Source organism: Demequina sediminicola, from assembly GCF_000975055.1.
GTDB classification, from domain to species: domain Bacteria; phylum Actinomycetota; class Actinomycetes; order Actinomycetales; family Demequinaceae; genus Demequina; species Demequina sediminicola.
The window spans coordinates 21,572-48,096 of the sequence record NZ_BBRB01000001.1; the positions used below are offsets into that span (position 1 = coordinate 21,572).

Annotated in this window: 24 protein-coding genes and 2 tRNA genes; 13 read left to right on the forward strand and 13 right to left on the reverse strand. The window is 61.8% G+C overall.

What is annotated here, in order from left to right; genetic code table 11:
- Positions 1-143: 143 nt before the first annotated feature.
- The 3 genes from clpX to AOP79_RS00100 all read right to left on the reverse strand — a co-directional run bounded on the left by clpX (position 144) and on the right by AOP79_RS00100 (position 2,903).
- The gene (gene clpX / locus AOP79_RS00090; protein ID WP_062069134.1) at positions 144-1,409 is read right to left on the reverse strand and encodes an ATP-dependent Clp protease ATP-binding subunit ClpX; all 1,266 of its coding nucleotides are present in this window, start codon (positions 1,407-1,409) and stop codon (positions 144-146) included.
- A 196-nt stretch (positions 1,410-1,605) separates the two neighbouring features.
- Positions 1,606-2,328, reverse strand: a complete 723-nt coding sequence (locus tag AOP79_RS00095; protein ID WP_062069137.1) for an ATP-dependent Clp protease proteolytic subunit — start codon at positions 2,326-2,328, stop codon at positions 1,606-1,608.
- Complete coding sequence (locus AOP79_RS00100) at positions 2,325-2,903, reverse strand: ATP-dependent Clp protease proteolytic subunit (protein ID WP_062070936.1); 579 nt, start codon at positions 2,901-2,903, stop codon at positions 2,325-2,327. The genes AOP79_RS00095 and AOP79_RS00100 overlap by 4 nt, the downstream gene beginning before the upstream one ends.
- A 249-nt stretch (positions 2,904-3,152) precedes the next feature.
- On the opposite strand from AOP79_RS00100, the gene AOP79_RS11640 reads away from it, so the two are divergent.
- The 4 genes from AOP79_RS11640 to AOP79_RS00120 all read left to right on the forward strand — a co-directional run bounded on the left by AOP79_RS11640 (position 3,153) and on the right by AOP79_RS00120 (position 5,261).
- Positions 3,153-3,530, forward strand: a complete 378-nt coding sequence (locus tag AOP79_RS11640; protein WP_161794198.1) for a DUF4190 domain-containing protein — start codon at positions 3,153-3,155, stop codon at positions 3,528-3,530.
- A gap of 64 nt (positions 3,531-3,594) precedes the next feature.
- Positions 3,595-4,110, forward strand: a complete 516-nt coding sequence (locus AOP79_RS00110) for a DUF4190 domain-containing protein (RefSeq protein ID WP_062069142.1) — start codon at positions 3,595-3,597, stop codon at positions 4,108-4,110.
- 112 nt (positions 4,111-4,222) lie between these two features.
- Positions 4,223-4,813, forward strand: coding sequence for a DUF4190 domain-containing protein (locus AOP79_RS00115; RefSeq protein WP_062069145.1), 591 nt, complete (start codon positions 4,223-4,225; stop codon positions 4,811-4,813).
- Between the two features lie 187 nt (positions 4,814-5,000).
- The gene (locus AOP79_RS00120; RefSeq protein WP_152647933.1) at positions 5,001-5,261 is read left to right on the forward strand and encodes a DUF4190 domain-containing protein; all 261 of its coding nucleotides are present in this window, start codon (positions 5,001-5,003) and stop codon (positions 5,259-5,261) included.
- A gap of 89 nt (positions 5,262-5,350) precedes the next feature.
- Here AOP79_RS00120 and tig read toward each other — a convergent pair whose 3' ends face one another.
- Positions 5,351-6,673, reverse strand: a complete 1,323-nt coding sequence (tig, locus tag AOP79_RS00125) for a trigger factor (RefSeq protein ID WP_062069151.1) — start codon at positions 6,671-6,673, stop codon at positions 5,351-5,353.
- Positions 6,674-6,867: 194 nt separating this feature from the next.
- Here tig and AOP79_RS00130 point away from each other — a divergent pair, with 194 nt between their 5' ends.
- Positions 6,868-7,395 carry a GNAT family N-acetyltransferase gene (locus AOP79_RS00130; protein WP_062069154.1) on the forward strand — a complete coding sequence of 176 codons (528 nt, stop codon included), beginning with the start codon at positions 6,868-6,870 and terminating at the stop codon, positions 7,393-7,395.
- 84 nt (positions 7,396-7,479) lie between these two features.
- Here the strand turns inward: AOP79_RS00130 and AOP79_RS00135 are convergent, their stop codons facing one another.
- Positions 7,480-13,788 carry an SdrD B-like domain-containing protein gene (locus tag AOP79_RS00135; RefSeq protein ID WP_062069157.1) on the reverse strand — a complete coding sequence of 2,103 codons (6,309 nt, stop codon included), beginning with the start codon at positions 13,786-13,788 and terminating at the stop codon, positions 7,480-7,482.
- A 107-nt stretch (positions 13,789-13,895) separates the two neighbouring features.
- Entirely contained in the window at positions 13,896-16,412 is a 2,517-nt protein-coding gene (locus AOP79_RS00140) for a response regulator transcription factor (protein ID WP_062069161.1), read from the reverse strand.
- 120 nt (positions 16,413-16,532) lie between these two features.
- On the opposite strand from AOP79_RS00140, the gene AOP79_RS00145 reads away from it, so the two are divergent.
- Positions 16,533-17,270 (forward strand): SDR family NAD(P)-dependent oxidoreductase, encoded by a 738-nt coding sequence (locus AOP79_RS00145; RefSeq protein ID WP_062069165.1) that lies wholly within the window; start codon positions 16,533-16,535, stop codon positions 17,268-17,270.
- 33 nt (positions 17,271-17,303) lie between these two features.
- Here the strand turns inward: AOP79_RS00145 and AOP79_RS00150 are convergent, their stop codons facing one another.
- Complete coding sequence (locus AOP79_RS00150; protein WP_236683190.1) at positions 17,304-17,972, reverse strand: DUF2306 domain-containing protein; 669 nt, start codon at positions 17,970-17,972, stop codon at positions 17,304-17,306.
- Positions 17,973-18,085: 113 nt separating this feature from the next.
- On the opposite strand from AOP79_RS00150, the gene AOP79_RS00155 reads away from it, so the two are divergent.
- On the forward strand, positions 18,086-18,676 hold the full coding sequence (locus AOP79_RS00155; RefSeq protein ID WP_082093228.1) for a TetR/AcrR family transcriptional regulator: 591 nt from the start codon (positions 18,086-18,088) through the stop codon (positions 18,674-18,676).
- 101 nt (positions 18,677-18,777) lie between these two features.
- Here the strand turns inward: AOP79_RS00155 and AOP79_RS00160 are convergent, their stop codons facing one another.
- Positions 18,778-19,002, reverse strand: coding sequence for a putative acetyltransferase (locus tag AOP79_RS00160; RefSeq protein ID WP_062069174.1), 225 nt, complete (start codon positions 19,000-19,002; stop codon positions 18,778-18,780).
- A 256-nt stretch (positions 19,003-19,258) separates the two neighbouring features.
- A tRNA-Pro gene (locus AOP79_RS00165) sits at positions 19,259-19,332 on the reverse strand.
- A gap of 132 nt (positions 19,333-19,464) precedes the next feature.
- Between AOP79_RS00165 and AOP79_RS00170 the strand changes: the two genes are divergently transcribed.
- Together AOP79_RS00170 and AOP79_RS00175 are read left to right on the forward strand one after the other, a co-directional pair.
- Positions 19,465-19,851: a DUF1304 domain-containing protein gene (locus tag AOP79_RS00170; protein ID WP_062069176.1), complete on the forward strand. Its 387-nt coding sequence runs from the start codon at positions 19,465-19,467 to the stop codon at positions 19,849-19,851.
- 104 nt (positions 19,852-19,955) lie between these two features.
- Positions 19,956-20,029, forward strand: a tRNA-Gly gene (locus AOP79_RS00175).
- A 165-nt stretch (positions 20,030-20,194) separates the two neighbouring features.
- On the opposite strand, the gene AOP79_RS00180 is transcribed toward AOP79_RS00175, so the two are convergent.
- From AOP79_RS00180 to AOP79_RS00190, 3 genes are read right to left on the reverse strand one after another with little or no spacing between them, the layout of a single operon-like run.
- A complete protein-coding gene (locus AOP79_RS00180) occupies positions 20,195-20,617 on the reverse strand; it encodes a DUF1761 domain-containing protein (RefSeq protein ID WP_062069178.1) in 423 nt (140 codons plus the stop codon).
- Positions 20,618-20,643: 26 nt separating this feature from the next.
- A complete protein-coding gene (locus AOP79_RS00185) occupies positions 20,644-21,117 on the reverse strand; it encodes an SRPBCC family protein (RefSeq protein ID WP_062069180.1) in 474 nt (157 codons plus the stop codon).
- 59 nt (positions 21,118-21,176) lie between these two features.
- Positions 21,177-21,707, reverse strand: coding sequence for an SRPBCC family protein (locus tag AOP79_RS00190; RefSeq protein WP_062069183.1), 531 nt, complete (start codon positions 21,705-21,707; stop codon positions 21,177-21,179).
- A gap of 373 nt (positions 21,708-22,080) precedes the next feature.
- Between AOP79_RS00190 and cysK the strand changes: the two genes are divergently transcribed.
- Together cysK and cysE are read left to right on the forward strand one after the other, a co-directional pair.
- The gene (gene cysK / locus AOP79_RS00195) at positions 22,081-23,016 is read left to right on the forward strand and encodes a cysteine synthase A (RefSeq protein ID WP_062069186.1); all 936 of its coding nucleotides are present in this window, start codon (positions 22,081-22,083) and stop codon (positions 23,014-23,016) included.
- Positions 23,017-23,032: 16 nt separating this feature from the next.
- Complete coding sequence (gene cysE, locus AOP79_RS00200; protein ID WP_082093229.1) at positions 23,033-23,686, forward strand: serine O-acetyltransferase; 654 nt, start codon at positions 23,033-23,035, stop codon at positions 23,684-23,686.
- Positions 23,687-24,075: 389 nt separating this feature from the next.
- On the opposite strand, the gene AOP79_RS00205 is transcribed toward cysE, so the two are convergent.
- Positions 24,076-24,555 (reverse strand): Dps family protein, encoded by a 480-nt coding sequence (locus AOP79_RS00205; RefSeq protein WP_062069189.1) that lies wholly within the window; start codon positions 24,553-24,555, stop codon positions 24,076-24,078.
- A gap of 121 nt (positions 24,556-24,676) precedes the next feature.
- Here AOP79_RS00205 and AOP79_RS00210 point away from each other — a divergent pair, with 121 nt between their 5' ends.
- Positions 24,677-25,186, forward strand: coding sequence for a CoA-binding protein (locus tag AOP79_RS00210; RefSeq protein WP_062069192.1), 510 nt, complete (start codon positions 24,677-24,679; stop codon positions 25,184-25,186).
- A 47-nt stretch (positions 25,187-25,233) separates the two neighbouring features.
- Positions 25,234-26,493: a GNAT family N-acetyltransferase gene (locus AOP79_RS00215; RefSeq protein WP_062069194.1), complete on the forward strand. Its 1,260-nt coding sequence runs from the start codon at positions 25,234-25,236 to the stop codon at positions 26,491-26,493.
- The last annotated feature ends 32 nt before the right edge of the window (positions 26,494-26,525 follow it).

The window sequence follows — 26,525 nt, forward strand, 5'->3', positions numbered from 1 at the left end:
ACACTGCACACTGCACACTGCACACTGCACACCCGCACCCTTCCATCGGCACACTGCAGGGCGGCAGGTGTCACGAGGATTATCGGATCCGAGTGACCTCTGGACGGACTGCGTGTCGTGATGACACGGGCGCTGGTGGAGCTTTAGGCTGCACCTTCTTGTTGCTCCGGCGCCTCGTGCGCGATGTATGCCGGCAGCACTCGGTTCATGACGACTTCGCGGGTGACAACGACTTGTGCCACGTCATCGCGACCTGGCACGTCAAACATTGTTTCCTGGAGCACTTCCTCCATGATGGCGCGCAGGCCACGTGCTCCGGTGCCGCGTTCGAGTGCCTGTTCCGCGATTGCTTCGATAGCTTCTGGCTCGAAGTCGAGTTGGACTCCATCGAGGTCAAACATGCGCTGATACTGCTTGACGAGTGCGTTCTTGGGTTCGGTGAGGATCGAAACCATGGCAGAGACGTCCAGCGGTGACACTGTCGCGATCACGGGCAGTCGGCCAATGAACTCTGGGATCAGGCCGAACTTGTGAAGGTCGGCGGGGGTGACCTGCGCGAACAAGTCCGAGTTGTCTGCTTCCTTGAGTTGCGCGCCGAAGCCAATACCCTTGCGTCCGACCCTGGACGAGACGATTTCTTCGAGCCCAGCGAATGCACCACCCAGGATGAAGAGCACGTTCGACGTGTCGATCTGGATGAATTCTTGATGCGGGTGCTTACGGCCACCTTGCGGGGGCACTGAGGCTTGCGAACCTTCAATGATCTTGAGGAGTGCCTGCTGGACTCCCTCACCCGAGACGTCACGAGTGATTGACGGGTTCTCGGCTTTGCGGGCGACCTTGTCAATCTCGTCGATGTAGATGATGCCGCGCTGGGCCTTCTCGACGTCGTAGTGTGCGGCCTGCAGCAACTTGAGGAGAATGTTCTCGACGTCCTCACCCACATAGCCCGCTTCGGTGAGTGCAGTGGCATCGGCGATCGCGAACGGCACATTCAACATGCGTGCGAGCGTCTGCGCGAGATACGTCTTGCCTGTACCAGTAGGGCCGATGAACAACACGTTCGACTTTGCAATGTCGACCGTGTCCTCGTCGTCCTTGGCGGCAGTCTCACCTGCGCGGACACGTTTGTAGTGGTTGTACACCGCAACGGAGAGCGCACGCTTGGCGGCCTCTTGTCCGACGATGTACTGCTCGAGGAAGTCGAAGATGACTCGCGGCTTAGGGAGCTCGGTGAGTTCTGCTTCAACCGCCTCGGCGAACTCTTCTTCAATGATCTCGTTGCATAGTTCAATGCACTCGTCACAGATGTACACGCCAGGGCCCGCAATAAGCTTGCGTACCTGCTTCTGGGTCTTGCCACAGAACGAACATTTCAGCAGGTCGCCGCTGTCAGCTGGTCTGGTCATCGAGGTCTCCTCTCACGGACTCGGGCACCATCAACTCGAGCCGTACCCGTTCAGGCTACCCACCACGTCTGACACGCGCTGGGCGACGCGCCGCCCGGCTGTCCCCATCTGTGGATAACTCTTTCCGGAACGCACAACGGCCGCCCTCCCGAGGTCTCGGGAAAGCGGCCGTTGGAGCATCTAGGGTTGCGCTGGCCTAGCCTTCGGCCTGCTTCAGTGCACGGTCCTCGGGTGACACGGTGTCGACGCCCTTGCGTGACTCCAGTACCTGGTCGACGAGGCCGTAAGCCTTCGATTCCTGTGCGGAAAGGAAGCGGTCGCGTTCGATGTCTTCGCGCACCTTTGCTTCGGTCTGGCCCGTGTGCTTGGCAAGGGTGTACTCGAGCCATTCACGCATGCGGATCATCTCTTCCGCGTAGATCTCGATGTCCGAGGCCTGCGCGCGAGCGCCCTGCTCAATGCGGGGCTGGTGGATCATCACGCGAGCGTTGGGCAGTGCCAAACGCTTGCCGGGCGAACCGGCTGCAAGGAGCACGGCCGCCGCCGACGCCGCCTGGCCCAGGCATACGGTCTGCACCTCAGGCTTGATGTACTGCATGGTGTCGTAGATCGCGGTCAGCGCGGTCTGCGATCCACCAGGCGAGTTGATGTACAGCGTGATGTCGCGGTCCGGGTCCTGGGACTCGAGCACTAGCAGCTGTGCCATGACGTCGTCTGCCGAGGCATCGTCGATCTGCACGCCCAGGAAGATGATGCGGTCTTCGAACAGCTTGGCGTAGGGATCCTGGCGCTTGAACCCGTAAGCCGTGCGCTCTTCGAATGACGGCAGGATGTAGCGCGAGCTGGGCCCTGCGGGAGCTGCTCCGCCGAAGCCAGCAGTGCGGCCGGCTGCGTGCAATGCCTGCTGAATCTCACTCATGCCTTGCCTCCCTGCGAAGAGTCGCCAGCCTCTGCGGCGTGCGTAATGACCTTGTCGACAAAGCCGTATTCCATTGCCTCGGGGGCAGTGAACCAGCGGTCGCGGTCGGCGTCCTTGTTGATCTGCTCAGGCGTCTTGCCCGTCTGCTCTGCGGTCAGCGTGGCGAGCGTCTTCTTCATGTGCATGATGAGCTCGGCGTTGATGCGGATGTCAGTGGTGGTGCCGTAGATGCCGCCGGAAGGCTGGTGCATCATGACGCGGGCGTGGGGCGTCGCAAATCGCTTCCCCTGTGCACCGGATGAGAGCAGGAACTGCCCCATCGATGCGGCCATACCCATTGCCACCGTGGCAACGTCGGGCTTGATGTACTGCATGGTGTCGTAGATCGCCATACCCGCCGTGATGGAACCACCCGGCGAGTTGATGTAGAGGTAGATGTCCTTGTCCGGGTCTTCCGCAGCGAGGAGCATCATCTGGGCGCAGATGGCGTTGGCGTTATCGTCACGCACCTCGTCGCCCAGCCAGATGATCCGCTCGCGTAGCAACCGGTTGAAGATCGAGTCGTTCAGCGCCATTCCTGCGCCGTCACCTCGAGCCGTAATCTCGTTCACGTGAATCCTCCTGTGTGAATGTCCTGTTTGACCCTAACGCGCGCCGCCCCTGCTGTATTGCCGTTTGGGGGTTGTTTTCGCTACAGGGTGAACGATCCGTCACGCAGCGCCCGTGAGACCCGATGCCACAGAGTTATCCACTGCGGGTATCCACTCAGTTGGGCCAGCGCTAGAGTTCTGTCCACAAGTCGCAGAGCACCGGGGGGCACCGCCTTGAGTACACCGACTCACGATCAGTTTCTCAATATTCGCGGGGAGCGTTCCACCACCCCGCAATACACGGTGCAGCCCGATCTACGAAGTTCCACTCTGCGCATCGCACCGACGACGACGGACAAGGACTGGATGGGCGTCATGTCTCTGGTCCTCTCCATCACTTCGCTATTTATTGGTGTGAACGCGATCGGTGGCGTCATCTTTGGCCACATGAGTGTGAAGGCAGTCAAACGCGGAGAGGCCAGCAATCTGAAGGCAGCACGGGCAGGACTCGTGATGGGGTACATCGTCCTTGGATTCGGCTTCGTCGGGTTCGTGCTCTTGTTCCTGCTGATCGCCCTGATCAAAGCAATGGTCGAGGGCGTCACGTACTGAGCGCCCCCTGGCGAGCGAGCGCTAAGGTTTCCCTGAGTAGTCACGCACACATGGGGAGAACACCTTGAACACGCCCACCAACGACCCGTTTACCAACCCTCCCGGAGACGCACCGTACACGCCTCCGGCACCCGCGCCACCCGCGGCACCGACGGCTCCACCTCCAGCACCTGCCGGATACGAGCAGTACGGCACCAACGAGCAGTACGGAGCGAACGGGCAGTACTCATCGCAGGCTCAGCCCGCGTATGGGGCGCCGGCACCCTATGCACCTGTCCCCTACGCCCAGAACGCTCCTTACACGCCTCAGGTGAGCCAGGAAAAGAACTGGATGGGCATCGTTTCACTCATCCTGTCTTTGTCCTCCATCATCGTCGGCATCACTGTCATCCCCGGCATCATCCTGGGTCACATGAGCCTTGCGGCGGCCAAGCGCGGAGAGGCAAACAATAGGGGCCTCGGCCTCGCGGGCCTCATCACGGGCTATGTCTTGCTAGGCCTCTCCATTCTCTTGATCCTGGGCTACCTCCTCTTTGTGGGCATATTCGTGGCCGCGGCAAGTTCGAGTTCCACCTACTAGTCAGCGGATCTTCCGCCAACACGCACTGGGCGCGCTCCCACGGCCTCACTTAGGCTGGGAGCCAGCGCCCCTCACCACGCCCAAGGGCCACACAACGCACGAGGAGAGTCTGATGACCAACCCACCAGAAGATCCGTTCCAGAACCCCCAGAGCGGCACTGACGAGCCGCCCGCACAGGGGCAGCAGCAACCCGGTGCAACACCACCGCCACCACCACCCGGAGCGGCACCTCAAGGCGCCCCGCAGAACCCTCCGCAGTACGGACAACAACCGAACCCGCAACAGGCCTATGCCCAGCAGCCGCCGCAACAGCCGTATCCGGGCCAGGCTTCACCGCCGCCCGCCTATGGCGCACCTCAGTATGGGCAGCAGCAGCCGTACAAGGATCCCGCGACCGCCAAGAACTGGATGAACATCACGTCCCTGATCTTGTCGCTGTCCTCTTTGCTCGTCGGCATCACCCTCATCCCGGGAATCATCTTTGGCCACTTGGGACGCTCGGCTGCAAAGAAGGGTGAAGCCAACAACGGTGGACTGGGTCTTGCCGGCCTCGTTGTCGGCTACGTGTTCTTGGCACTCAGCATCATTGCGCTCATCGTGTTCTTCGTCTTCATTGGCAATGTGATTGACGACTGCTCTGGGCCTAACCCTGAGTCTTGGTGTGAGAGTGAGACGAGTTGGACGTGGGAAGCCACCGCGTAAGCCCATCGAACGAGTCGTCACGCAGGTGCTCCCCGCACCTGTGTGACGAGATGACGAGAAAGACCTGAGTGTGACAGTCCCTCCCCCTCGACCTGACGAAGCTCAGTCGGTGGTGCCGTATAGCTCCGCACCTGAGAGTACATACAGCTATCCACCTCAGGGTTACCCATCTCAACGCTATGCGCCGGTGAATGACAAGTCGTGGATGAACATCACGGCGCTGGTGGCATCGCTTTGTGGAGTGGGCATCGCGGGCATCGTCTTTGGCCACCTAGGGCTTGCCGCAGCCAAGCGGGGTGAAGCCCAGCAACGCAATCTCGGGCTCGCGGGGCTCATCATCGGCTACGTGCAGGTAGGGATCATCGCCGCGGTGGTGGTGTTCTATTTTGTCTTCTTCCTCGTTGCCATGGGCGTGATAGGAAGTTTCGCCTTCGGCAGCACCCCTTGACCAGGTAAGCCAGGAAGTGGCCGCCAACAGCGAAGGGCCCCCATCACCACAGTGATGGGGGCCCTTCGCTTGACGAAAGCGGCTGAGCCTTAGTTGGTGGCCTCTTCGGTTGCTTCGTCGTCTGACTTCTCGTCTTCGACCGATCCGATGACCTCGGAGAGGTCCACGTCTGCACCAGTGGTGTCCTTGATCGTGGCGCGGCGCAGTGCGAAGGCGGTGGCCTTCGAGCGTGCAACCTCGGCAACGATCGCGGGAATCTGGCCACCCTGCTCCACCTGCTGGATGAAGGTCTGGGGGTCCATGTTGTACTGGCGCGATGCGTTGATCAGGTACTCGAGGAGCTCGTTCTGCTCAACCTGGATCTCTAGGTCGTCGGCAAGCTGGTCGAGGAGGATCTGCGCACGCAGGGCCTTCTGAGCTTCCTCGGTGACCTCGGCGCGGTGCTCATCGTCTTCGAGTCGGTTCTCGTTCTCGAGGTGCGAGTGCACTTCGCCTTCGATGACCTTCTTGGGGAGTTCGAAGTCGGTGGCTTCCTTGAGCACGTCAAGCAGCTTCTCGCGTGCCTCGATGGCCTGGTTGTTGGCCTTGATGCGTGCGGCCTGCGACTTGAGGTCTTCCTTCAGCTCGTCAACGGTGTCGAACTCGGAAGCGAGCTGAGCGAAGTCATCGTCCACCTCAGGAAGCTCGCGCTCCTTGACTGCGGTGACCTTGACCGTGATCTGTGCGGTCTGGCCGGCCAGTTCACCTGCGGCCAGAGGTGCCTCGAACGTGGTCTCTTCGTCAGCCGAGAGGCCAATCAGAGCATCGTCCATGCCCTCGAGCATGTTTCCGGATCCAACCTGGTACGAGGTGCCCTGAACGTTGTCGACCTCGGCGCCGTCAACCTTGGCAAGCAGGTCGATAGTCGTGTAGTCGCCGTCAGCGACGACGCGATCGACGGTCTTGAGCGAGCCAAAGCGTTCGCGGAGGTTCGTGAGGCGCTCTTCGACGTCCTCGTCCGACACCTCGATGGGGTCGACCTCGACGGTGATGTCTGCGGCAGCAGGCAGCGTCACCTCGGGACGGATCTCCACCTGTGCGGTGAACTCAAGGCCTTCGAAGCCCTCTTCCGAACCGGGGATCTTCACAACGTCGACCTCGGGCTGACCGAAGGGGCGCACGCCCTGCTCCTGGACTGCGTCCGAGTACCAGCCGGGGAGGCCCTCGTTGACGGCGTGCTCAATGACAGCACCCTTACCTACGCGCTGTTCAAGGATACGCGGCGGCACCTTGCCCTTGCGGAAACCGGGGATCTGGACCTGCTCACCAATGTGCTGGTAGGCGTGATCCATCGCGGGCTTGAGGTCTTCCTCGCTGAGGGTGACCGTGAGCTTGACGGTCGTGGCGTCGATCTTCTCGAGGGCGCTAGTCACTGCTGTGCTCCTGACAAATTGGGGTTGGATCCTGTCCGCATGCGGGCATACCGCAGTCGGGCAACCCTGCGAGTCTAGTGCGTACGGCCATCCGCGCCCAATCGGTTTCGCTGAGGGCCGATGCCCCGACCGGGTTGGCCATGGGCCTCAGCCTCGCCGTGCGCTTCAGTCCGACTCCCCGTAGGGTCACTTTTATGGCTCATTCCACGTTCGATGTCCGGGTTGCGTCACCTGACGACGCCGCCAGCCTCGCGACGCTCCTGCGTGACTTTAACCAGGAGTTTGACGCACCAGTGGACGAGCAAACGGCGCTCGAGGGCCGGTTGAGCCGTTTGCTAGCGCGACGCGATTTCTTTGCTGTTCTGGTGGGCGATCCCGCCTTCGGTTTCGCCACAGTGGCGTTGCGAGCGACCGCATATGGTGATGGCGAAGTCGCCGCGCTTGAAGACCTCTACATCCGGCCCGACGCGCGTGGCCAAGGTGCAGGAAGCGCACTGATCGAGAGCCTCGGACAGCATGCCCGTGCACGAGGAATCGTGGCGGCCGAGGTCTTTGTTGACGAACCAGACGCCGATGCTCTGCGGTTCTATCAGCGCCACGGCTTTGTCCACCATGACCCAGGTACCGGTGAGCGCGCGTTCTATCTTCACCACAACCTTGACTCAGGGACTCGGCTCCCCCACCCCGAACGGCAGTTCGGAAGTACCGCACCCAAGGCGTAAACCCGCACATCGCACCAGGTCCTCGCCGAGGGGGCGTACGAGATTCCGGTGCGATGCGCGGGCAGTCTGGAGTTGCGCAGTCCTTTACGCGCTGCGCCTACGAACGATGACGAGCACCGCACCAGCCATCAGTAGCGCCACTGCGACGGCCATCATGCGCCAGGCGTCGACGCCGGTGACGGCAAGGCTGTTCGCCGCCGATACCGTGACGTCGTCCTCGTCAGATGCCTCTTCGCTTGTGGGCTCGTCCTGGTCGGGATCGGTCCAGGCCACGGTGGCCTCGTTCGTGACGGTTCCTGTCGCATCTGAGCTCACAGCCGTCGTGATGGTGACGTTCGGCGCAGATTGGCCCGCACCTATCCAGCCACTCAGGACGCATGTCACTGTGCCGCCATATCCGTCGGCATCGGTTCCATCCACTGTGCACGAATTCCACGCAGGCTGTGTGTGATCAGCGGGGTCAGCGGCTGTCACGTCGGTAACCCTGAGCGTTGACGGGATGTCATCGGTCAAGACCACGTCGTCCGTAGCGCCCGGTCCATCGTTCGTGACGCTCAAGTCCCACGAGACTTCGTTCCCGGCGGCCACCGCATCGGTATCGGCGGTCTTGCTGACGGCAAGATCTGGCACTCGGTCCACAGCACACGAGGGAGTCGACATGGGGTACGCCGACCACACGCTGCTATCAGGGTTCATCGTGACCACAATCAGCGCGCCATCTCGGAGCGTGGCCACGTCTGCGGACCTGTCCAAGATGAGGTTCTCCCAGGTCGGCACCTCGTCGCGGGTCGCAACCCGCCATCCTGGCCAGGCTGTTCCCCACTGCGTCACCGGGTCTACGGCAGCTCCAGGCCACAGAACCGCTCCACTCAATGGGCTTCCAGCCGGGAACTCATCAACGTGTACGGGTGCGCCGGAACCATCGGGAATCAAGTCCCCGTCCGCGTCCGCATACCAACTAATGGTGTACGGAAGACCCTGCTCGACATATGCGCTGGTAGTGATCTCAAAGGAGAACCACGGCGCATCGAAAACACACTCAGAAGCCCCTGTGACGGAAATCCAGCGTGGATCAATGAGCATGAATCCAGCGTCGATGGTCGGGTTAATGGCGCTTCCATCCGCAATCTGCTGGAAGCCCAAAGCGTTGTATTCGTCGCTACTCATGACGTCGTCGCTAGCACCACGCGACGGGTAATCGATGTGAACGGGACTTGTCCAATACGCGCCGCCGTCGTCAGCGGTCGAGCTGATGTTGGAGTCAACGTCGGAGCCTCCCGCCAAAGGCAGCGTCGCCATGTAGATGGCCTGCTGCTCGTCAGTGAGCTCAAAACTGACGCGGTACGTCGCGGGGTAGAGCCCCTCGAATACGTAGTAGCCCTCCGCATCGGTCACCGTCTCTGCGAGCACGGCACCGGTGAGGTCGTGCAGCCGCACTGTGACACCAGGCAAGGGAAGTTCACCATCGTCTTGAACGCCGTTGCGGTTGTCGTCAATCCAGACCCGATCGCCGATGCTCAGCGGCGTCTCCGGCTGTGACATTACGATGCCCGCTTTGAGTGGCGCTGTGCGGAAGTACGTGTAGGCAGCCTGACCACCATTGCCCCCTTGATGCGCAAGAGTCTGGGCCCAGCCTCCAAACGAGTTCCAGGCCGGTGCATCGTCCGCAGGTGCGTTGGCGGGAAGCACCTCCGGGTTTTGAGTGCGGAAGTAGATCCTGACGGCCTCTCCCGGCTGCAACAAGTCATCATCGGCGTACGTGATCTCGAAACGCAGCGCTGTGACCTGAGCCAAAGCATCCGCGTCATCCTTGATCGCGTCCCAGTCGGACTCCCAATCGGCACATCGAGCGCTGAATGGGTCTTGTTCATCGACCCCGCCCGTCATGACACAGCCCTCGTTCACGGCCGTCTGATACTGGACTTCAAGCGTTCCTTCAGCGCCCAGCCACTCGACCTCCATGCCTGCGACCAGTTCGGGCGTGAAGGTACTGCCACGGCTTAGACCGGACAGTGCAGTGGTGATACCCACATCGCCTGGCGTCGGCAGAACATCAACAGCCACCAACTGCTTCGTGGGCTGGTTGCCTGCGTTCGTCAACCACAAGCGCCACTCAGACGTGCCACCCGGCTCCGTCTTGACGGTGCATGGTGTGCGCTGCCAGGGGTCAAGGTCACCGTTGAGGTACTCCTCCTCGGTGCCACGGCACATGCCATCGATACCGGTCAACTGTTCGCCTGCATCGGTGTCCACGACCTCACGGACGTACTTGGTGAACCAATAGCCGGGGGCATCCATGACGCTGATGTCGACCTCGACAGGATCGACCGTGTGCGCACCGAGTTCATCGGTGTACGCCAAGTCGTACGTGTTGATGAAGGTGCCTGGAGCGTGACCAGCACTTACGGTCAACGGAAGCGTGACGGCGTACGTCTCGCCGGGCCATACCGTGTTGGCTTCGGGCAAGGCGATCGTGATGGTGTCGGTGCCGTCAACACACCCCGTCTCGTATGTCACGCTGGCGTCTGCCAGATCTGTTGACACGTCGTCGGCGTTTGTCCCACCTGAACCCAACGTGATGGTCGCCGTTTCGGCGTCGTAGATCATGTCGGGTACGCCCGCCACGCACTGGATGGTGTCGGTGAGCACGAGGCCCCGGACGGCCGTAGTGCCGTCGTTTGTCAGTGACAGACCAAAGTTGATACTGCTACCGGCGGCGGTCAGCGTGTCCCGCGGTGTCTTGGAGATAGAGACGTCGCTCGTGCGCATGGCGACGGAGAAGTTGGCATCTGCCGTGTCCTGCGCGGAGTTGTCCTGCGCGTTCACTGCGTCAACCGTCACAGCATTGACCACGGAGGTGCCATCGGGCACGGCGTCACCACTGTCACGGAACGACGAGCGGAGCTCGAAGTCGAAGCGGATCTTTTGTCCGTACGCAGACAGGTTGGTCGCGTGAGTGGACATGTCAGGCAGTCGGGCGGACCCGTCAGTCCAGAAGTTCACGCGCACACCGGTGACGTCGGCAAACGTGTGGCCTGCAGGCGGCAACGTCGCTGCCGCTGGTAGTGCCCGGAAACTGGCTCCCTGGGGCACGTCGAAGCCATCCAGCGGCGCACCGTCAGGAGCGACCCAGTCGGTCCCCACCAAGTATTCGATGCTGAACTTCACATCGGTCGATGCACCGGTGGGCTCGCCAACGATAGTCGTGGGCGACTGAAGCGTGAACAGGTTCCAGAACTCAGGCGTGACGTCGGTGATCTCGTAGCGCACCGGGTTGCTGTAGGAGTCACGGTCGGGAGCCGTGGCATCTGCTGCGAACTTGTTTGCACCCAGAGTCATCGTGACAGTGGGGTCGGTGTCAGCAGACAGAATTGTCGCGCTGCTCGGCGACAGTGACTTGAGTGCCTGAACAGTGACTTCTTGGGTAGCCAAAGCTCGAAGCTCCAGCGAGTCTTGCGCGGCGGCGTCCGCCGAATAGTGCGAGTACTCGCCCGCGCCCTGCACCACGTTGTCCACTGTGAGCGCGCTTGCCGCCAGGTCATTAGGGTCAACGGCAACGCCCGCCAGGGTTGTCTCGCGGACTTGCGTGGCGAACAAAGCGTTCAGGCGTTCACCGCTCTCAATACCGCCGGCCTCACTGTGCACACTGATCTCGATCGACGTGACGTCGTCGTTCGCAGCGAGGTACGTATTGACCTGCGCTGTGACCGTGTCCGGGTGGGCTGGGCCGAACGTCTCCGAAGGGGCTCCTTGCGGCGTGAGTGTCACGGTGAAGGTATCCAGGTCAGCACCCTCGGGGGTGTTGACCGATTCGAGGGACAGCACCTGAATCGCGTCAAAAGGGTCGGTTTCAGCGGCCGTAGAACCCTCGATTTCCTGGGCGCCGAGTGCAGGTTCGCGGAGCGTCAGCGACTCCACGGGGATTCCGTAGTCCGAGTTGTTTTCGACGCCAATGGACAATCCAAACTGCGGGTAGTCACCGGTGGCAGGGATCCACAACGGCACATTCAGCGCACGCGAACCCGTGGCAGCAGAGTCGCGCCAGGTCTTCGCTGCGACAACATCGATGGGGCTCTCCCCGGGCTCGTCTCCTGGAAGACCGGTGCGGGTCGTGAGGGTGTCTACATCGGTCACTTCATCGCCGATGACGGGCGTAGCCGGGTCGGCAGGGTTGATGCCCGTGGCCTGGGACAAGGCAAGGTTGGTGAATGTATCCAGCGTGTTGACACCGTTGGCTTCCCAGTTCAGCAACGTCCTGTAGCGCTGCGACTCGTCGAGCGGTGTGCCATCAGTCTTGGTGTACGTAACGCGAACACCGTCGACGCCGCCAGCAACTCCAAAGCTCTGCTCAGCGATCGCGTCAGTGGCAACAGTGAACACCGACCAGTCGATGCCGTCATACGTTTCGATGGTCGCTTGCACGCCTGCTGGAAGCGTGGTCGCCGCGACGCCGGTGGGACGGAACGTGGAGTCCCAGACGGACGTACCGGTACCAGCTTGGTGGTCAATAGAGTCTTCGATCACCAGCGAGTCCACGGGTACGTTCGAGAGCGGCGTTCCGTCGGTCTTATCCAGACGACTCGTCAAGATTGACACAAAGGTCGCACCAGGCTCCAAGGAAACTCGGCTCGGTGCGATTGCTTTAGTGGTGGTGCTTTCCACATACGGCACCTCGATCTCCACCACGTCCGTCGCAGGCGCGGCATCGGCGCTGTCGTCCGCGGTGGTGACCATGCCATCGGCGCTATTGCGGGCACCGTCGACCGGCACGTCACCTGCGGTGAGCTGATAGGGCAATCGCGCGCTTGCATTGGGGGCGAGATCGCCGGTGTACGTGATCGAGAAACCGTCGACTGTGCCTGAAGGCGCGGGGAAGGTGACGCCTGGCGAGTTGAGCGTCGCCGCGAGGGTCTCCGTCCCACCGCCCACATAGGTGTAGGTCACCGTGGCGGCGGTGGCGCCGGAAGGAACGGAGTTCGCAGCGCCGATGCTGTTGGTTCCGTCCGTGCCGAAGCCCTCGAAGGCCACGCCTTGAGCTGAGAATGTGTGCTCAGCCACTGGAGTACCGGTGGGGTCGTGTAGAGCAGGGTCGTTCACGGTCAGGGATGTCAGGCGTACGTTCCCGCTGCTGGTGACAGTGGCACGGCCTCCGAACGTCTCCCCCGTCACGATGTTCTGATTGTTACTCAGCGTGTTGCCCGTGGCATCGGTGTAGACCTTGGTTGCACGAGCAGAGAGCGACCGCGGCTCAACGACGATCGAATCCTGTGCGGTAGCAGTCTCGTCACCAAAGTCCGAGGTGACGGTGGCGGAGGCGATATTGCCCACCGTTTCCGAGGAAAGTCCTTCACGTTGCGTCATATCGAATGACAGCAGCGCGTGCTCACCGGCGGGAATGACGTCGTCACCGGATGAGTGCGAGAACTCTGTGGTGACGCCGATGATGTCGGCACGTGCCGCACCAACCGCGTCCAATGCTGCCGTCACAGCGGCCGCGTTCGGCAGTGTCGCGGAAGCTGGAAAGTCGACAGAGCCCCCGCCAGCGAGATCAAGGGAGATCACGGCCTGGTCTGCGCCGGCGGGCAAGGTGAGCGAGGTGAAGTCCTCAAAGGCGAAGTGGTCGAACGAGTCTGATCCGTCGGCCGGATCGGTCACCACCAATGATCCGGCAGGGACGTTCGAGTTGTGCCAGGCATCAAGGTTAATGGTGACCGTTGAATTGTCTCCGGCCACCATTCGATTCTCGGACCACGACTTAGATACCTGGGGCTCGAGGCTGGCCACAAACTCGATCCGCGCGGTGTCGGTCGCTTCGTCGTCTTTCACTTGCGCATCAGTCGAGGTGAGGTGCGCCGTGTTCGGAATGTCCTGCCCCCCAGCAGGGATCACCGCATTCGCGGGCAAGTGAGCGCTCAAGGTGAAGGTCATCCCGTGGCCGCTCGCAAGCCCGGTCTGGCCAGGAAAGCTGTTGTTCTCATCGTTGAAGACCACCGTCAACGTGTTGTCGTTGTCGCTGGCGGGTTCCGTAATGGTGGGGTCCGGCCAATCACCGTCAGAGGTGAACTGCAGGCTATCGGGAACATACTCAAACGGCTCAGGGATCGCGTCTGTCAATGTGGCATCCCAGCAATAGACAGTGTCGGATTGGCAGTTGACTGTGATGGTCCACGTGATGTCGCCGCCCGAATGCACCACCTTGCTCTCGGGTGTAGTGACCTCCTTGGTCACCTCCAACAGCGCCTTGGGATTCTCAGGAGCGGGCACCGCAGCCGCAGTGGGCGCAAGGCCCAATGCGAATGCCAACAGTGCAGCGACAATGGCGAATGCCCTGCGGCGAACGACCGCACTGATGCGGATCGAACGAGGGACATGGGACAGGACGGTGGCAAGCATGCCGCCAGTCAAAGCGATCGCCGCATACCGCCTGGTAGAAAAACGGGTGAAAGCGCGGGTGAAAGCCGGAGCACACTCCCGGCAAACTAGGACAAAGAGCCCGCAGGCTAGTGCAAGAGGCCTCGGCGAGCAGCTGCCGCGATAGCTTCCGACCGCGAGGATGCACCCAATTTGCGATACGCCGCCTTGAGTTGTGACCGCACGGTGTTGGCGGAGACAAACAGTTCTGCCGCTGCCTCGTCGACCGTCAGACCGCCAGCCACGGACCTGAGAGCCGCCACCTCGCGCGCACTCAAGGCACGTTCCGCCAGCGGTGAAGGATACCGGGGAGCAGGTGCCCCTGGCGCCACTCGATTCCATTGGTCTTCACCCAGCGCCGCGCGAGCCTGCTCGTCAACCATGCTCCACGCACACGGCAACGCGTAGGCGCGAATCAATTCATCAGCCCTCGACAGAGACTCCCAAGCTGCGTCGTGTTCCTTCAGTTGCAGGCAACACATCAGTCGCACCACCGCGCCGTGGGTCCTCGCCACCGGCCCACCGTAACTACCCCATTTAACCAACGTGGCCGCATCAAGTGCCGCCCTGGCATCGCCCAGCACATACTCGACGTGCGCCTTCAACGCCTGAACTCGCGGCAAGGGGGGCAGGACCGACAGCACCGATTGAGCGCGATCTGGTTGCCCCAGAGAAAGACGGACTTCAGCCTCCGCCAATCCCACGAGCGCATAAGAGAAACTCGACTCCGGCATCAGGTCCGCGCGTGCCAGACGTTGCCGCGCGATGTCATCAAGCAACGCCATAGGCGCGCCCTGCGACTGCGCGACTATCGCCTGAACGTACAACGTGAAGGCCCAAAACTCATCGCGCTCGGCGACGCTCATCGGGTCCTCAAGGTGCTCCACAGCATCGGCCGTCCGCCCCTGGTAGACAGCGACCAACGCGAGCGCCAAGTTCTCCGCGACCATGGCGATACGTGTCCACCGGCCGCGCGGCCGGCGCAGGGCCCTCGCACGCTCCAGCCACGCTTGCGCATCCGCCACGTCACCGTCGATGGCCGACATCAGTGCGAGGCAGCCAGCTGCGTTCCGTGGCACAAAATCGACACGACTCGCGGGTCCAAGGGTGTAACTCGTTTCGAAGTGCTCGCGAGCGCGGGGCAGGTCGAATGCGAACAGAGACGTGATCCCCCACTGGAGAAACACGATGGGGGCAAACGACGCCGCGATGGTGCGCTCACCAGACACTGCCTGCACCTTGGCGTGAGCCATAGCGACGCTGTCGCGCGCCTCGTCAAAGTTGCCTATGCGCCGTGCACGGAGCATGCGCCACAGACCGTACAGCGCCATGTCTTGGGCAGGCTGAACCGGACGAGATTGTTCTCGCTCCTCCTGCCCATGGATCCGAGAGAAATTCTCTTCTGGATTGAGTGCAGGCCAACTGTCGGACGACAGCGCCAACGTGCGCATGTCCAGCGCAATCTCAAGTCCCGACATCAACCCCAGACGTGACTCTCGAAGTCGCGCGGGAAGCGCACCCAACGCCCACGCCACCAGTCCAGCGTGATCGATAAAGAGTTCAGACCAGTTTCGTTCGAATATGACGGTGGCGGCTTCCCACTCTTCGCCCTCGATGGCGTGATAGAGCGCTACATCCGGATGGAGTGCACCGTCGGTCATTTCCAGCATCGCTCGATGCTCCGCGCGCAAGGATGCCGGGTCGACCGCCTGCCTGCGGCGCACGAGCGTCCCACGAACCGCCGGAATCACCCGCAGGCGTTGACTCGCCCCGTGTCCACGGACTGCCGCAAGTGACGCACGCGTCACAACGTCGACGAGGGCGTCAAACTGTTCATCGGAGGCCCGCGTCAAGCGCCGCAGCGTGGACCGATCACACCACGTCGCTGCGGCTGTGGCCTCCAGCAGCGCGAGACTCTCTGCATCAAGGCGCGACAACAGTTCGGTGTCCACATATCCGTCAAGGACCTCTGACAGCAACACATCACGTGAATGCGTGCGTGCTGACAACAAGGCGACGGCCGCCGGCCACCCGACCGCGGTTCTCTGGATCTCGAGGGCATCGACAGCATCTGCGCCAGTGCGACCGCGCGTCGCCGCCAAAGCATGCACAATCTGATCGCGCCCGACACTCAGCTGATCCTCATTGATCACCACTCCCCCGGCAGCTGCAACCGCATGGTCTGGGAGTGAACGTGAGTCTGTGGAGATCACGATGATGGCGCACTTTGTGCGATCCATGAGCTCGCGGATTCCAGCGAACGCCTGGTCCGCACCTTCGGGAGAGGGATGCGGCAGGTGCGACACCACAAGTGTGTCGAGTTGACTGAGCCGGTCGTCTGCTGCCAGCGCTGTGAGGGTTTGCTGAAGAGCCTCGGCATTCACCCCGCGCAACGACAGCCACGCACTTCGATCGCGCCGCTCGGGCTCCGCCGTTAGCCATCCCTCGACCGCATCGGCTTTGGCGTATCCGAACGGCGCACACACCACGGTCAGGGGGTGTCGGGCTTCCAACACCGCATCGACCTCTGGTCGGGGCAGTGCCGCGGGATGAGCGCGAGGGCGCCACGAGAGGTCAAGTCGCGGGGTCGCAGAACCGACGGCCATGACTCTCCTTTCCCGCGAGCGCGTAGAGGCGTTCAACTGAGGACCATAGTCCTGCATTCAGGGCGCTCGGACCAATTTGAATGAAGTAACAACTGTTCCACCAATGAAGGAGGAAATGTCATGCCAGGCACATTTGAGGGAAAGATCGCCGTTGTCACCGGCGGAGCCTCGGGACTCGGCGAGTCTATCGCCAAGAAAGTTGCGGCAGAGGGCGCCACTGTCGTCATCGCAGACGTGTCCGGGCGCCAGGATGAATTAGCGAAGGAGATCGGCGGCACCGCCGTCGGGTACAAACTCGATGTCGCAGATGAGGAGGCAATCAACGCCTTCGAAACGTGGCTTCGCGATCGCTACGGTCACATCGACACACTCTTCAACAACGCCGGAGTTAACGGCGTCATGGCGCTCAGCCACGAGTACCCCATGGATTCGTTCGACAAGGTCATGTCGGTCAACGCACGCGGCGCGTTCATGGTTCAACGGATGGGGCTGCGGCTCATGCTCGATGAGGGTGGCTCCATTGTCAACACGGCGTCGATTGGAGGGCTCTTCGCCACACCCACCGCGTCGGCATACATTACGTCGAAGGGAGCTGTGGTGATGATGACCAAGACCGCCGCCCTCGAATACGCTCGCAAGGGCATCCGCGTCAATGCAGTGGCTCCGGGAATCATTCGTACCCCGTGGCTCGATGGCCTCGATGAGGACCTCATCGAGACGCTGGCCCAGCAGGTGCCACAGGGCCGTGTCGGCACATCCGACGAGGCAGCAGATGTTGCTCTATTTCTTGCGAGCGATCACGCGACTCATGTCACCGGTCAAGTCATGCTGGTCGACGGCGGACGTTCGGCAGGATAGCCACACTGCATACGGACTACCTGCGGCGTCGCGTCAGCGAGGACGTGCCACCGCAGGTAGTCCCCGCTGCCTTACCCACCACTCAGCGAACACGATGTTCGGCACCCAACACAGAAACGGCACCCACAGGTATGCAGAGGCGAACGCCTCATCGTCGTTCTCGGCGCCCAGAGCCATGTAGATGACGATCAGGACGATGAGCCAGAGCCGAAGTGTGACTGCAGCGAAGGTGAGCGAATAGTTCCGGATCATCCACGCCTGGTGGCGAGCGAGATCTCGCCTTCGCGCGGCGCGCACCGCCAGGATGACTGTCCCGAGCCACAGCGCCCCAAGGAGCCCGAAGCCCGCAGTGCCGATGGCGCCGGCTGAGTTCGATGGCGCTATGACGAGTCCGGACAGCGCCCCAACAACCACGGACACTGCGTAGATGCGTCCCATCACGCGGTGGGTGGCAGTGAAACGGCGTCGGAGCCGCTGAGAGAACTGGGCTGGACCGAGGACGAGTGCGGCACAGGCGCTCACAATGTGGACGTAGAGCGCTGACCTGAGAAACGTTGATCCTTCCGCGTAGGTGCGCGCTACCTCCGAGCCTTCGGCGAGGTCATCGAGCGGCTGACTGGCGTAAATGCCAGCGCTCACTGCAGCGATGGCAAGGGCGAGGAGCGCCACAACTCCCCACCCGATCTTTGAGGACGTTGACACGCTGCGCGATTGGACGCGCGTAGGACTCGAAGTCGACATAGGTACCCTCCCGGGGCCGCGGCTTAGCCAGTGTTAATGCCATTAACTTAGACGAGGATGTTAATGTCGTCAACATGAGTGAGAAAACGGCCTATCACCACGGCGCGCTGCGCGAGGCACTCCTCCAGGAGGGGCACGATCTCCTCGCAGAAACGGGGCCAGAACAGTTCTCACTCAACGCCCTGGCGCGGCGAGTGGGAGTGTCCCCCGCCGCCCCCTACCGACACTTCACTGACCGCAACCACCTGATCGACGCAATAGCCGATGCCGGGTACGAACTCTTTGGTGCGGCGCTCGGGGACGCCGTACGCAAGGCGTCCGATCCCGGCGACGCCGTGCGCGGCATCGTCCGGGCGTACCTCTCCTTCGCAGCGACCCACGCCACCTACTTCTCGGTGATGTTCCGTGACAGGCAGGACCGCCCCAACGCGGTTGGCCCACCTTCCTTCACCACTTTCGCCGATGCCATCACCGCCGCACAGCGCAGCGGACACCTGAACCCTCACGACGACGCCGCAGGCATTGCGCGCGCGATCTGGGCAGGCGTCCACGGTGCCGCGGTGCTCACCAGCACGGGCGGATTCGCCAAAGTAGGGCTGGCAGCTCCCCAGGAACAACTCGTCGAAGAGCTGGTCTCACCGCACTTGCGAACGCCACCGGACTAGCGTCTGGCAACGCTCTTGCCAACGGGCCACTGCCTCCTAGCGGTGCTTGAGTGTCACTTCTTCGCCGGATTGAGCGCCCAGTGACCGCCAGGGCACATCACTCAACGCGTTCGGCGAGGCGGCACCGGCTTTGCAGCAACGATGCTGGACACCGGAATACGCTCCACCCCGCGCACCCCGTCAACCACCACGAGCTCGTCGTCGGCGCTGAGCAGTTCACCGAGCGCATCGGTGGCTTCCCCAGTCGAGATCAGATAGCGCACCACCACTCGCGCACCGGGCCTCGGTAGGCGGATGCGTCCTTGGCTCTCACTGTGCTCAGGCATGAACCCATCCTCCCAGGAACACCTCTGCGCACACCAGGAACACCTCTGCGCACGAGCACACAACGCCGCCACCCAACTCGGCACCACCCCTCCCCGACCGATGCGAAGTGGCTCCATTTGCCAGCCTTGAGGACTCAATACGGTTAAGTGGAGCCATCTGCTGGGCGCTACGGGCAATGGCAGCCCGCGAAACAACAAGAGGCCCTCCCGAACGGGAGAGCCTCGTGCCAACGATGTTGCTACACATCACCATGCGTCGGGGTGACAGGATTTGAACCTGCGACCCTCTGGTCCCAAACCAGATGCGCTACCAAGCTGCGCTACACCCCGTTGCCCGTTTCCAGGCGTCGTAACTCTAGTACATCTGTGCCGGTCTCAACGACACCACCACAACATCGGCCTTTCCGTACACTCCGATTACACGGCTTTTCTCCACGAAGTTCCACGGCTCAGGAGGCCACCATGCTCGGTGTTGCACTTGTTTTGGCAGGAGCGGCCGCTCTGCTTCACGTCTACATTTTTTGGATGGAGTCGTTTGCGTGGATGCGCCCGGCCACACGAAGAGTCTTTGGGATTGCAAGCGAAGCCGATGCTCGGGCTACTCGGGATATGGCCTACAACCAGGGCTTTTACAATCTGTTCCTGGCGGTCATTACCGGAGTGGGCATCGGCTTCGCGGCGTCGGGCTCCGAGGCGGTGGGAGCAGCCCTGATCTTCGCCGGTGCAGGCTCAATGGTGGCTGCGGCCATCGTTCTCATCACGAGTGGTCCTGCGTACCGTAGCGCGGCTATCAAGCAGGCGACTCTTCCACTTCTTGCAGTCGTGTTCCTGGCCTTCGCGCTGATCTAGCAGGCCCCGATTGAGCCGTTGCGGCGTGCGAGTTTTTATTGTCGGCGCGGCTCGGCTACTCTAGGAGCGCTGACACGGTGGATAACGGTTCACCAGCCAGCATTGCGGGTGTAGCTCAATGGTAGAGCCTCAGTCTTCCAAACTGATTACGCGGGTTCGATTCCCGTCACCCGCTCCATTTGCAAAGCCCTCGCCACATGGCGAGGGCTTTTGTGTTGCCGGCGTTAACGGAACCGCACTGTGCACTGCGCGCTGGGCAACGTGGCGCGCCGGGCAACGTGGCGCGCTGCGTAACGTGGCGCGCCGGGCAAGGCGGGCTAAGCGAGGCATGTTCCGGACCGGCTTACCCGAGGAACATCCCAATGATTGCGCCAGCCGCGGCAAGCGAGACAGTGTCGTGGACGCCGTCAATCCAGGTCGCTGCTTGCCCGCGCATCGCGAAGCCGTCATGGATCAGGTGCGCTCCCCATCGGAAAGCCACGCCAAGAACTGCGCCCGTGAGTGCCGCGGCCCACCAGGAATCCACACCCAGTGCTACGAGCAGCACCGCGAGCGCTATGACGCCCAGGAGGTTTCCCACGACCATTTGCCCGAAGGCCAATGGCATGTTGGCGCCCTTCATATCTTCATCGGTGAATCCGACGGCGCGTTGCCATTGGCGAAAGAACAGCGGTGGCGAGTACCACAGCGATCCGATCACGAAAGTGGCGACGAACCCGAGTACGACGCCCAGCCACGGAACTGCATCAAAGTTGAGCCACTCCATTGTTTGCTCCCTTGTGTCGTTGTCGTCTACGCGCCTTCAGTGCTTCCTTCTGCCGCGGATGCGATGTCGGCGAGGTCGTCAGCGACGACCTTCTTGGTGGCCTTCATGCCACTTGCGCCAAACACCACCCATCCGAGTTTCTGAACAAAGGAGGGGTCACGCGGCTCCCCGGTAAACGAGCAAGTGAGCCGGGTACCAGAGTCGATCGGTTCGCAATGGAACTCGGTCGTGTAATACGTACCGTGGGACAAGGACCCGACGGTGGTCCGCACGGGGGCTTGGATGCCTGTCACTTCCATGACTTCGGAGGCTTCGCGTCCAAACATCTTGCGGGTCTCACGCCAGATGGTGCCGACTTCGTACCCGTCGCCCTCGAGGCGTTCAACCTTGAGAATCCCTGACATGACTTCTGTGGCGTGATCGAGATCGGTGAGCACCTCGAAGACGCGCTCGGGTGGCGCCTCGATGTCTCGCGTCACTTCAACAGTCCGGGGTTTCATCGCTGTTTCCTCAGTTCACTCGGCAACTTCCCTGCTTTCAAGGATAGTCCCGGTACGAGTCAGGCGCTCGTGGGGTCAGTTACCTCGGGCTCGTCGGCGTCAAAGTGCCCGTATCCGCACTCCTCAATGAGGTATCGCTGAAGCACGGAATACGCCACCAAGAAGTCGTCGCCTGCGTCGCTCTTGAGCGACCTCGATTTCAGTTTGACCGCTGCATATTCGCCAAGGGAAAGGTTGCGCGTACGGAGCACGATCCGTTGACGAAGTTCTTGCGCCCGTCCGTTGCTGACACCAAAGGACATGGTCGAGGTGGTGGTGACATCCGGCGCACGGAGCTCCGTGACATAGGACTCGGGACGCTTCACCTCGACAAGACGCTGCTGCACCATGAAGTCGGAGCCGTCCTTCGCGTGGCCTGTTGTCACAAACTCTGAGTTGACTTGACCCCATGCACCTTCGACGACGTCGATGCGTTCGATCTGGGGATGGAGCCGCACTTGCGCCTCACGATCGTCGATGAACGCCCAAATGTCCTCGATGGCGGCATCAAGTGGCAAAGTGAACTCGCTCGTCAGCGTCAGGTGGGGCATGGCTTCTCCTTTTCCAGGGACGATGCTAGCGGCAGGGACGTTGTCACGTCCCCTGATCTTGCTCCCCTGGGGCATCGGCGCTAGCCTGGCCATAACCGCACTCGGAAGGACGGCCCCATGAGCCACGCAACGCGCTTTGACGCGGCGTTCGCTCCTGCCTCCTCGATGTGTATGACCTCCGCTTGCATGTGCTGTGCCATGTGCGACGCGGACTGCTGTCTGTAGAGCGCTGGCACTGCCCCGCGGCCCCAGGCCACGGAGGTGACGCGCCGCCAGCGCTCGCCCCAGGAATCAAAGAGATTCCCCCTGCGTTACCCCCGCTAGCCGCGCTCGTGCACGGGCGCATTCATCGAATCACAAGGAAGAGAACCCCATGGCAAAGATCTATGAGGACGCCACGGCCCTCATCGGCAACACTCCCCTGGTCAAGATCAACGCGCTCGCTGAAGGCGCCGGCGCCACGGTGCTGGGCAAGCTCGAGTTCTACAACCCCGCTAACTCTGTGAAGGACCGCCTCGGTGTCGCGATCGTCGACGCAGCAGAGAAGGACGGCGCCCTCAAGGCTGGCGGAACCATCGTCGAGGCAACGTCCGGCAACACCGGCATCGCCCTCGCCATGGTTGGTGCAGCACGTGGCTACAACGTCGTGCTCGCTATGCCGGAAACGATGTCGAAGGAGCGCCGCGCCCTGCTGCGCGCCTTCGGTGCCGAACTGGTGCTGACCCCCGGACCAGAGGGCATGAAGGGCGCAGTCGAGGCTGCCAACAAGATTGCAGAAGAGCGTCCCGGATCGGTGCTGGCTCGCCAGTTCGCCAACGAAGCGAACCCCGAGATTCACCGCCGCACCACCGCGGAAGAGATCTGGAACGACACTGACGGCGAAGTTGACATCGTCGTGGCCGGCATCGGCACCGGTGGAACCATCACCGGCGTGGGCGAAGTCCTCAAGGAAAAGAAGCCCGGCGTTCAGATCGTTGCGGTCGAGCCCAAGGAATCGGCGATCCTCAACGGCGGTGAGGCAGGCCCGCACAAGATCCAGGGAATCGGCGCCAACTTTGTGCCTGAGGTTCTCAACACTGAGATCTACGACGAGGTCTTCGACGTCGACTCCGAGACTGCAATCGCCACGGCTCGCGCTGCTGCCCGCAAGGAAGGTCTGCTTGTCGGAATCTCCTCCGGTGCCGCCCTGCACGCTGCTATCGAGATTGCCAAGCGCCCTGAAAACGCTGGCAAGACCATCGTGACGATCATTCCGTCCTTCGGCGAGCGTTACCTGTCATCGGTGCTGTACGCCGACCTGATGGACTAAGGAGCTTCACCCACATATGACTGACCGCATCGGATTCTGGGGCTTGGTCCTGGAGGACATTCGCACAGCGCACCGCCGCGACCCCGCAGCGCGTTCCACGCTGGTCATTGCGTTGTCCTACCAAGGCGTCCATGCCGTGTGGCATCACCGTGTCGCACACTGGCTGTGGAACCACGGGCTCAAGACCTATGGCCGATTGTGGTCGCAATATGCACGCCGTCGCACCGGGATTGAGATTCATCCCGGTGCGACGCTTGGGCGTCGGGTCTTCATTGATCACGGAATGGGCGTCGTGATCGGCGAGACTGCCGTGGTCGGCAACGACGTCCTCTTGTTCCACGGAGTCACCCTCGGTGGAACCACGATGAGCCCTGGCAAGCGCCACCCCAGCATCGGCGATCGCGTTGTTGTGGGCGCCGGCGCCAAAGTCTTGGGACCCGTGCACATCGGTTGCGATGCCCGCATCGGCTCTAATGCGGTAGTCGTCAAGGACGTTCCCGATGGAGCTACGGCAGTGGGGATTCCTGCCAAGATCCGCAACCACCCCTCGGACCGCGAGGCCAGTACCGCTGCGTCCGCTGTCGACTCGGGCGACTCGCATCGGCACCCAGATCCCGATGCGCCGCCGCAGAGTTTCGAGCAGCGCGAACCGGCGATGTACTACATCTAGCGCAGAGCCTTCTGTCACCCCATACGCACGTCAGTTCGGTGGCGGGATGTGCGGCAAGACTGGACGCCGATGCGTGTTGCCATTGAGCCCGATTTACATTCACCAACGAGTGTAAATTTGCCGCATTTCGACGCGCATATCAACGTCCCTACCGTTGGTATCCTCACTGGTACAAGTGCGAATTGCCGCATTTCTCGGACAACCTTGGTTCGAACACTCCCAAAACCTGTAACGACCGGCTACAGTGACAAACAGAGCTTCCCCAAAGCTCGAAGGTGAGAGCGCCCCTCAGCCGCTCTCACCGCAAAAGGCCCCCGCCTCATGGCGGGGGCCTTTTGTCATGTATGTGGTGCGCGAGCCGCGTGGTGACACGCCACTCTCGACGCGCACTACGAGGCGAATGACCTCAGCATCCACGCCGTTTCCTCGTGGAATGCAAGACGCGCGTTATAGAGGTCAGCAGTGGCGCCATCTCCTGCCTCATCGGCAGCCTCAGACAGCGGGCGAATCAAGGAAGCAACCTTCTCGTGATCGCGCTGCAGATTCTTCACCATGGTCATGGCGTCATCCGTCGGCTCGTGATCCTTGAGGTTGGTCAGTTCAAGCATCTCCGCCATTGAGCCCGGGGCCATCTCACCCAACGAACGCATACGCTCCGCGAGTTCGTCCACCGCAAGGAACAGCGCGTTGTACTGCTCCTCCAGCATCAGGTGAAGTGACCGGAAATGCGGCCCAGTGACATTCCAGTGATATCCGTGAGTTTTCACGTACAACGCAAAGGTGTCCGCAGTAGTGCGGGCGAGTCCTGCGTTAATTTCCTTCAAGTGCGCTTCGTCAATACCAAGGGCAGGGGTTGTTTCAGCAGTCATCAACTTCGCTCCTTCCAAGAAATGCGTACGAGATACACCAGGTGTAACGGCTCGATTACGGACGCTATTCCCTTAGCCAAAAAGTCGCTTCTGCACCATTTTTTGGAGTAGCGTCAACATCATGGCGGACTTCACACCCATCGCGGCCACAGGTGACTCCGGCGAGGCATGCCCAGCGCCCACGCCCCAGCACATTCCAGACGACTCCACCCTGGCATCGGCCCTTGCCCAGGCCCAGACGGTTGCGGTCGTCGGCGCTTCTCCCAACGACCAGCGCACCTCCTACGCCATCGCCGTATGGCTCATGGACAACACGCCCTACCAAGTGTTCTTGGTCAACCCCATGGCAGTGGGCGAAGAAATCCGCGGGCACGGCTTCTACTCCTCCCTCGCAGACCTGCCGGTGACGCCGGATATTGTCGACGTCTTTCGTCGCAGTGAACACGTGCCTGAGGTTGCAGACGAAGCCGTTGAAGTTGGCGCGCGCATGCTGTGGATGCAACTTGGCGTCGTCAACGACGAAGCCGCCTCCACAGCACGCTCCGGCGGCCTCATGGTGGTGCAAAACCACTGCATCAAGATTGAATACGCACGGCTCCGCGAGCAGATTGAGCACCCTGAGTCCCAGTAGCGCGTCAGCCCCCGCCGCTTGTCACCGCCGCGTGGCAATATTGATCCATGAGTACCCCCGACGGCTACCGCCGCACCTCTGTTGACCAGACGCGCTCGAAAGAGATGCTCCACGTTGACGCGTTTGCCTTTGCTTTCACCGTGCCGGAGAAGGACCAAGGCTTCATGGATAAAGTCGTGCCCTGGCGTCGGGCACGAGCACTCGAGGTGGCCGATGCTTCACGCGGCACCGTAGGTACGCTCGCCGCCGTCCACGCAAGCTTTGAGTTCCACATGCGAGTCCCTGGGGGCGCGGAAGTGCCGACCGCCGGGCTCACGTGGGTAGGTGTCCATCCTGGCCACCGGCGTCGCGGATTGCTGCGCGACATGATCAATGACCACTTTGAACGCTCAATCGCGCGAGGCGAACACCTCTCCGCCCTCATCGCTGCGGAGACAGAGATCTACCAACGATTCGGCTACGGTCTCGCGACACACGACGTCCAAATGGAACTCGGCCGCGGCGTGGGGCTACGAGACTTCCCCGAGGCCGAGCAACTGCACGTCGAGCTCGAAACCGCGTCAATGGAACGCCATGGCGCAATTGTCAGCGACATCCAGTCACAGATGACACGCGCCGGAAGCTTCACCCGGATCACCGACAACACGCTGCACGACCTCTTCATCGACTTGGAATCAGACCGTGATGGCGCGGAAGAACAACGCATTGCGATCATTCGAGACGGCGAACGCCCCGTCGCATGGGCACTGTTCCAACGCAAGCAAGAATGGGGCTCCGCCGGGGCCGATGGCAAAACCCGCGTGAGAATGTGGGGATCACTCACGGCCGCCGCCACCCAGCGCCTCATGACTGTCATGTGCGACTTTGACCTGATGACGTCGACGGCCGTCGGAGGTTTCGCTGGTGACGACCCTCTCATTCTGCGACTCAAAGATGTCCGGGGCGCCAAACTTGCCATCAAGGACAAGATCTGGCTCCGTGTCCTGAACGTTCCCGGCGCACTGCAAGCGCGCACGTACTCATCCGACACGACCGCAACCCTGGCGATCGCTGACACGCAGATCCCCGACAACGACGGCACGTGGCGCATCACGATCACCGACGGGCGCGCCACAGTGGAACGCACTGATGCGGCTCCCGACATCTCCCTCAACGCTCAAGAGTTGGGTGCCGTCTACCTCGGCGGAACCACGCTCGCCCAACTCCACGCAGCAGCGTTGGTCACCGAGCATCGGCCCGGCGCCATGCGAGAACTCTCACGCGCGTTTGCTGGCGACACGATGCCCGCCGGAAACCTCTTCTTCTAAACGCACCGACCACAGAAAAGCCGCACGATTTC

Coding starts and splice junctions, on each gene's coding strand:
- clpX (WP_062069134.1), bottom strand. CDS start 1,409: ATGACCAGACCAGCTGACAGCGGCGACCTGCTGAAATGTTCGTTCTGT.
- AOP79_RS00095 (WP_062069137.1), bottom strand. CDS start 2,328: ATGAGTGAGATTCAGCAGGCATTGCACGCAGCCGGCCGCACTGCTGGC.
- AOP79_RS00100 (WP_062070936.1), bottom strand. CDS start 2,903: ATGGCGCTGAACGACTCGATCTTCAACCGGTTGCTACGCGAGCGGATC.
- AOP79_RS00115 (WP_062069145.1), top strand. CDS start 4,223: ATGACCAACCCACCAGAAGATCCGTTCCAGAACCCCCAGAGCGGCACT.
- AOP79_RS00130 (WP_062069154.1), top strand. CDS start 6,868: ATGGCTCATTCCACGTTCGATGTCCGGGTTGCGTCACCTGACGACGCC.
- AOP79_RS00135 (WP_062069157.1), bottom strand. CDS start 13,788: ATGCTTGCCACCGTCCTGTCCCATGTCCCTCGTTCGATCCGCATCAGT.
- AOP79_RS00140 (WP_062069161.1), bottom strand. CDS start 16,412: ATGGCCGTCGGTTCTGCGACCCCGCGACTTGACCTCTCGTGGCGCCCT.
- AOP79_RS00145 (WP_062069165.1), top strand. CDS start 16,533: ATGCCAGGCACATTTGAGGGAAAGATCGCCGTTGTCACCGGCGGAGCC.
- AOP79_RS00155 (WP_082093228.1), top strand. CDS start 18,086: ATGAGTGAGAAAACGGCCTATCACCACGGCGCGCTGCGCGAGGCACTC.
- AOP79_RS00160 (WP_062069174.1), bottom strand. CDS start 19,002: ATGCCTGAGCACAGTGAGAGCCAAGGACGCATCCGCCTACCGAGGCCC.
- AOP79_RS00170 (WP_062069176.1), top strand. CDS start 19,465: ATGCTCGGTGTTGCACTTGTTTTGGCAGGAGCGGCCGCTCTGCTTCAC.
- AOP79_RS00180 (WP_062069178.1), bottom strand. CDS start 20,617: ATGGAGTGGCTCAACTTTGATGCAGTTCCGTGGCTGGGCGTCGTACTC.
- AOP79_RS00185 (WP_062069180.1), bottom strand. CDS start 21,117: ATGAAACCCCGGACTGTTGAAGTGACGCGAGACATCGAGGCGCCACCC.
- AOP79_RS00190 (WP_062069183.1), bottom strand. CDS start 21,707: ATGCCCCACCTGACGCTGACGAGCGAGTTCACTTTGCCACTTGATGCC.
- cysK (WP_062069186.1), top strand. CDS start 22,081: ATGGCAAAGATCTATGAGGACGCCACGGCCCTCATCGGCAACACTCCC.
- cysE (WP_082093229.1), top strand. CDS start 23,033: ATGACTGACCGCATCGGATTCTGGGGCTTGGTCCTGGAGGACATTCGC.
- AOP79_RS00205 (WP_062069189.1), bottom strand. CDS start 24,555: ATGACTGCTGAAACAACCCCTGCCCTTGGTATTGACGAAGCGCACTTG.
- AOP79_RS00210 (WP_062069192.1), top strand. CDS start 24,677: ATGGCGGACTTCACACCCATCGCGGCCACAGGTGACTCCGGCGAGGCA.
- AOP79_RS00215 (WP_062069194.1), top strand. CDS start 25,234: ATGAGTACCCCCGACGGCTACCGCCGCACCTCTGTTGACCAGACGCGC.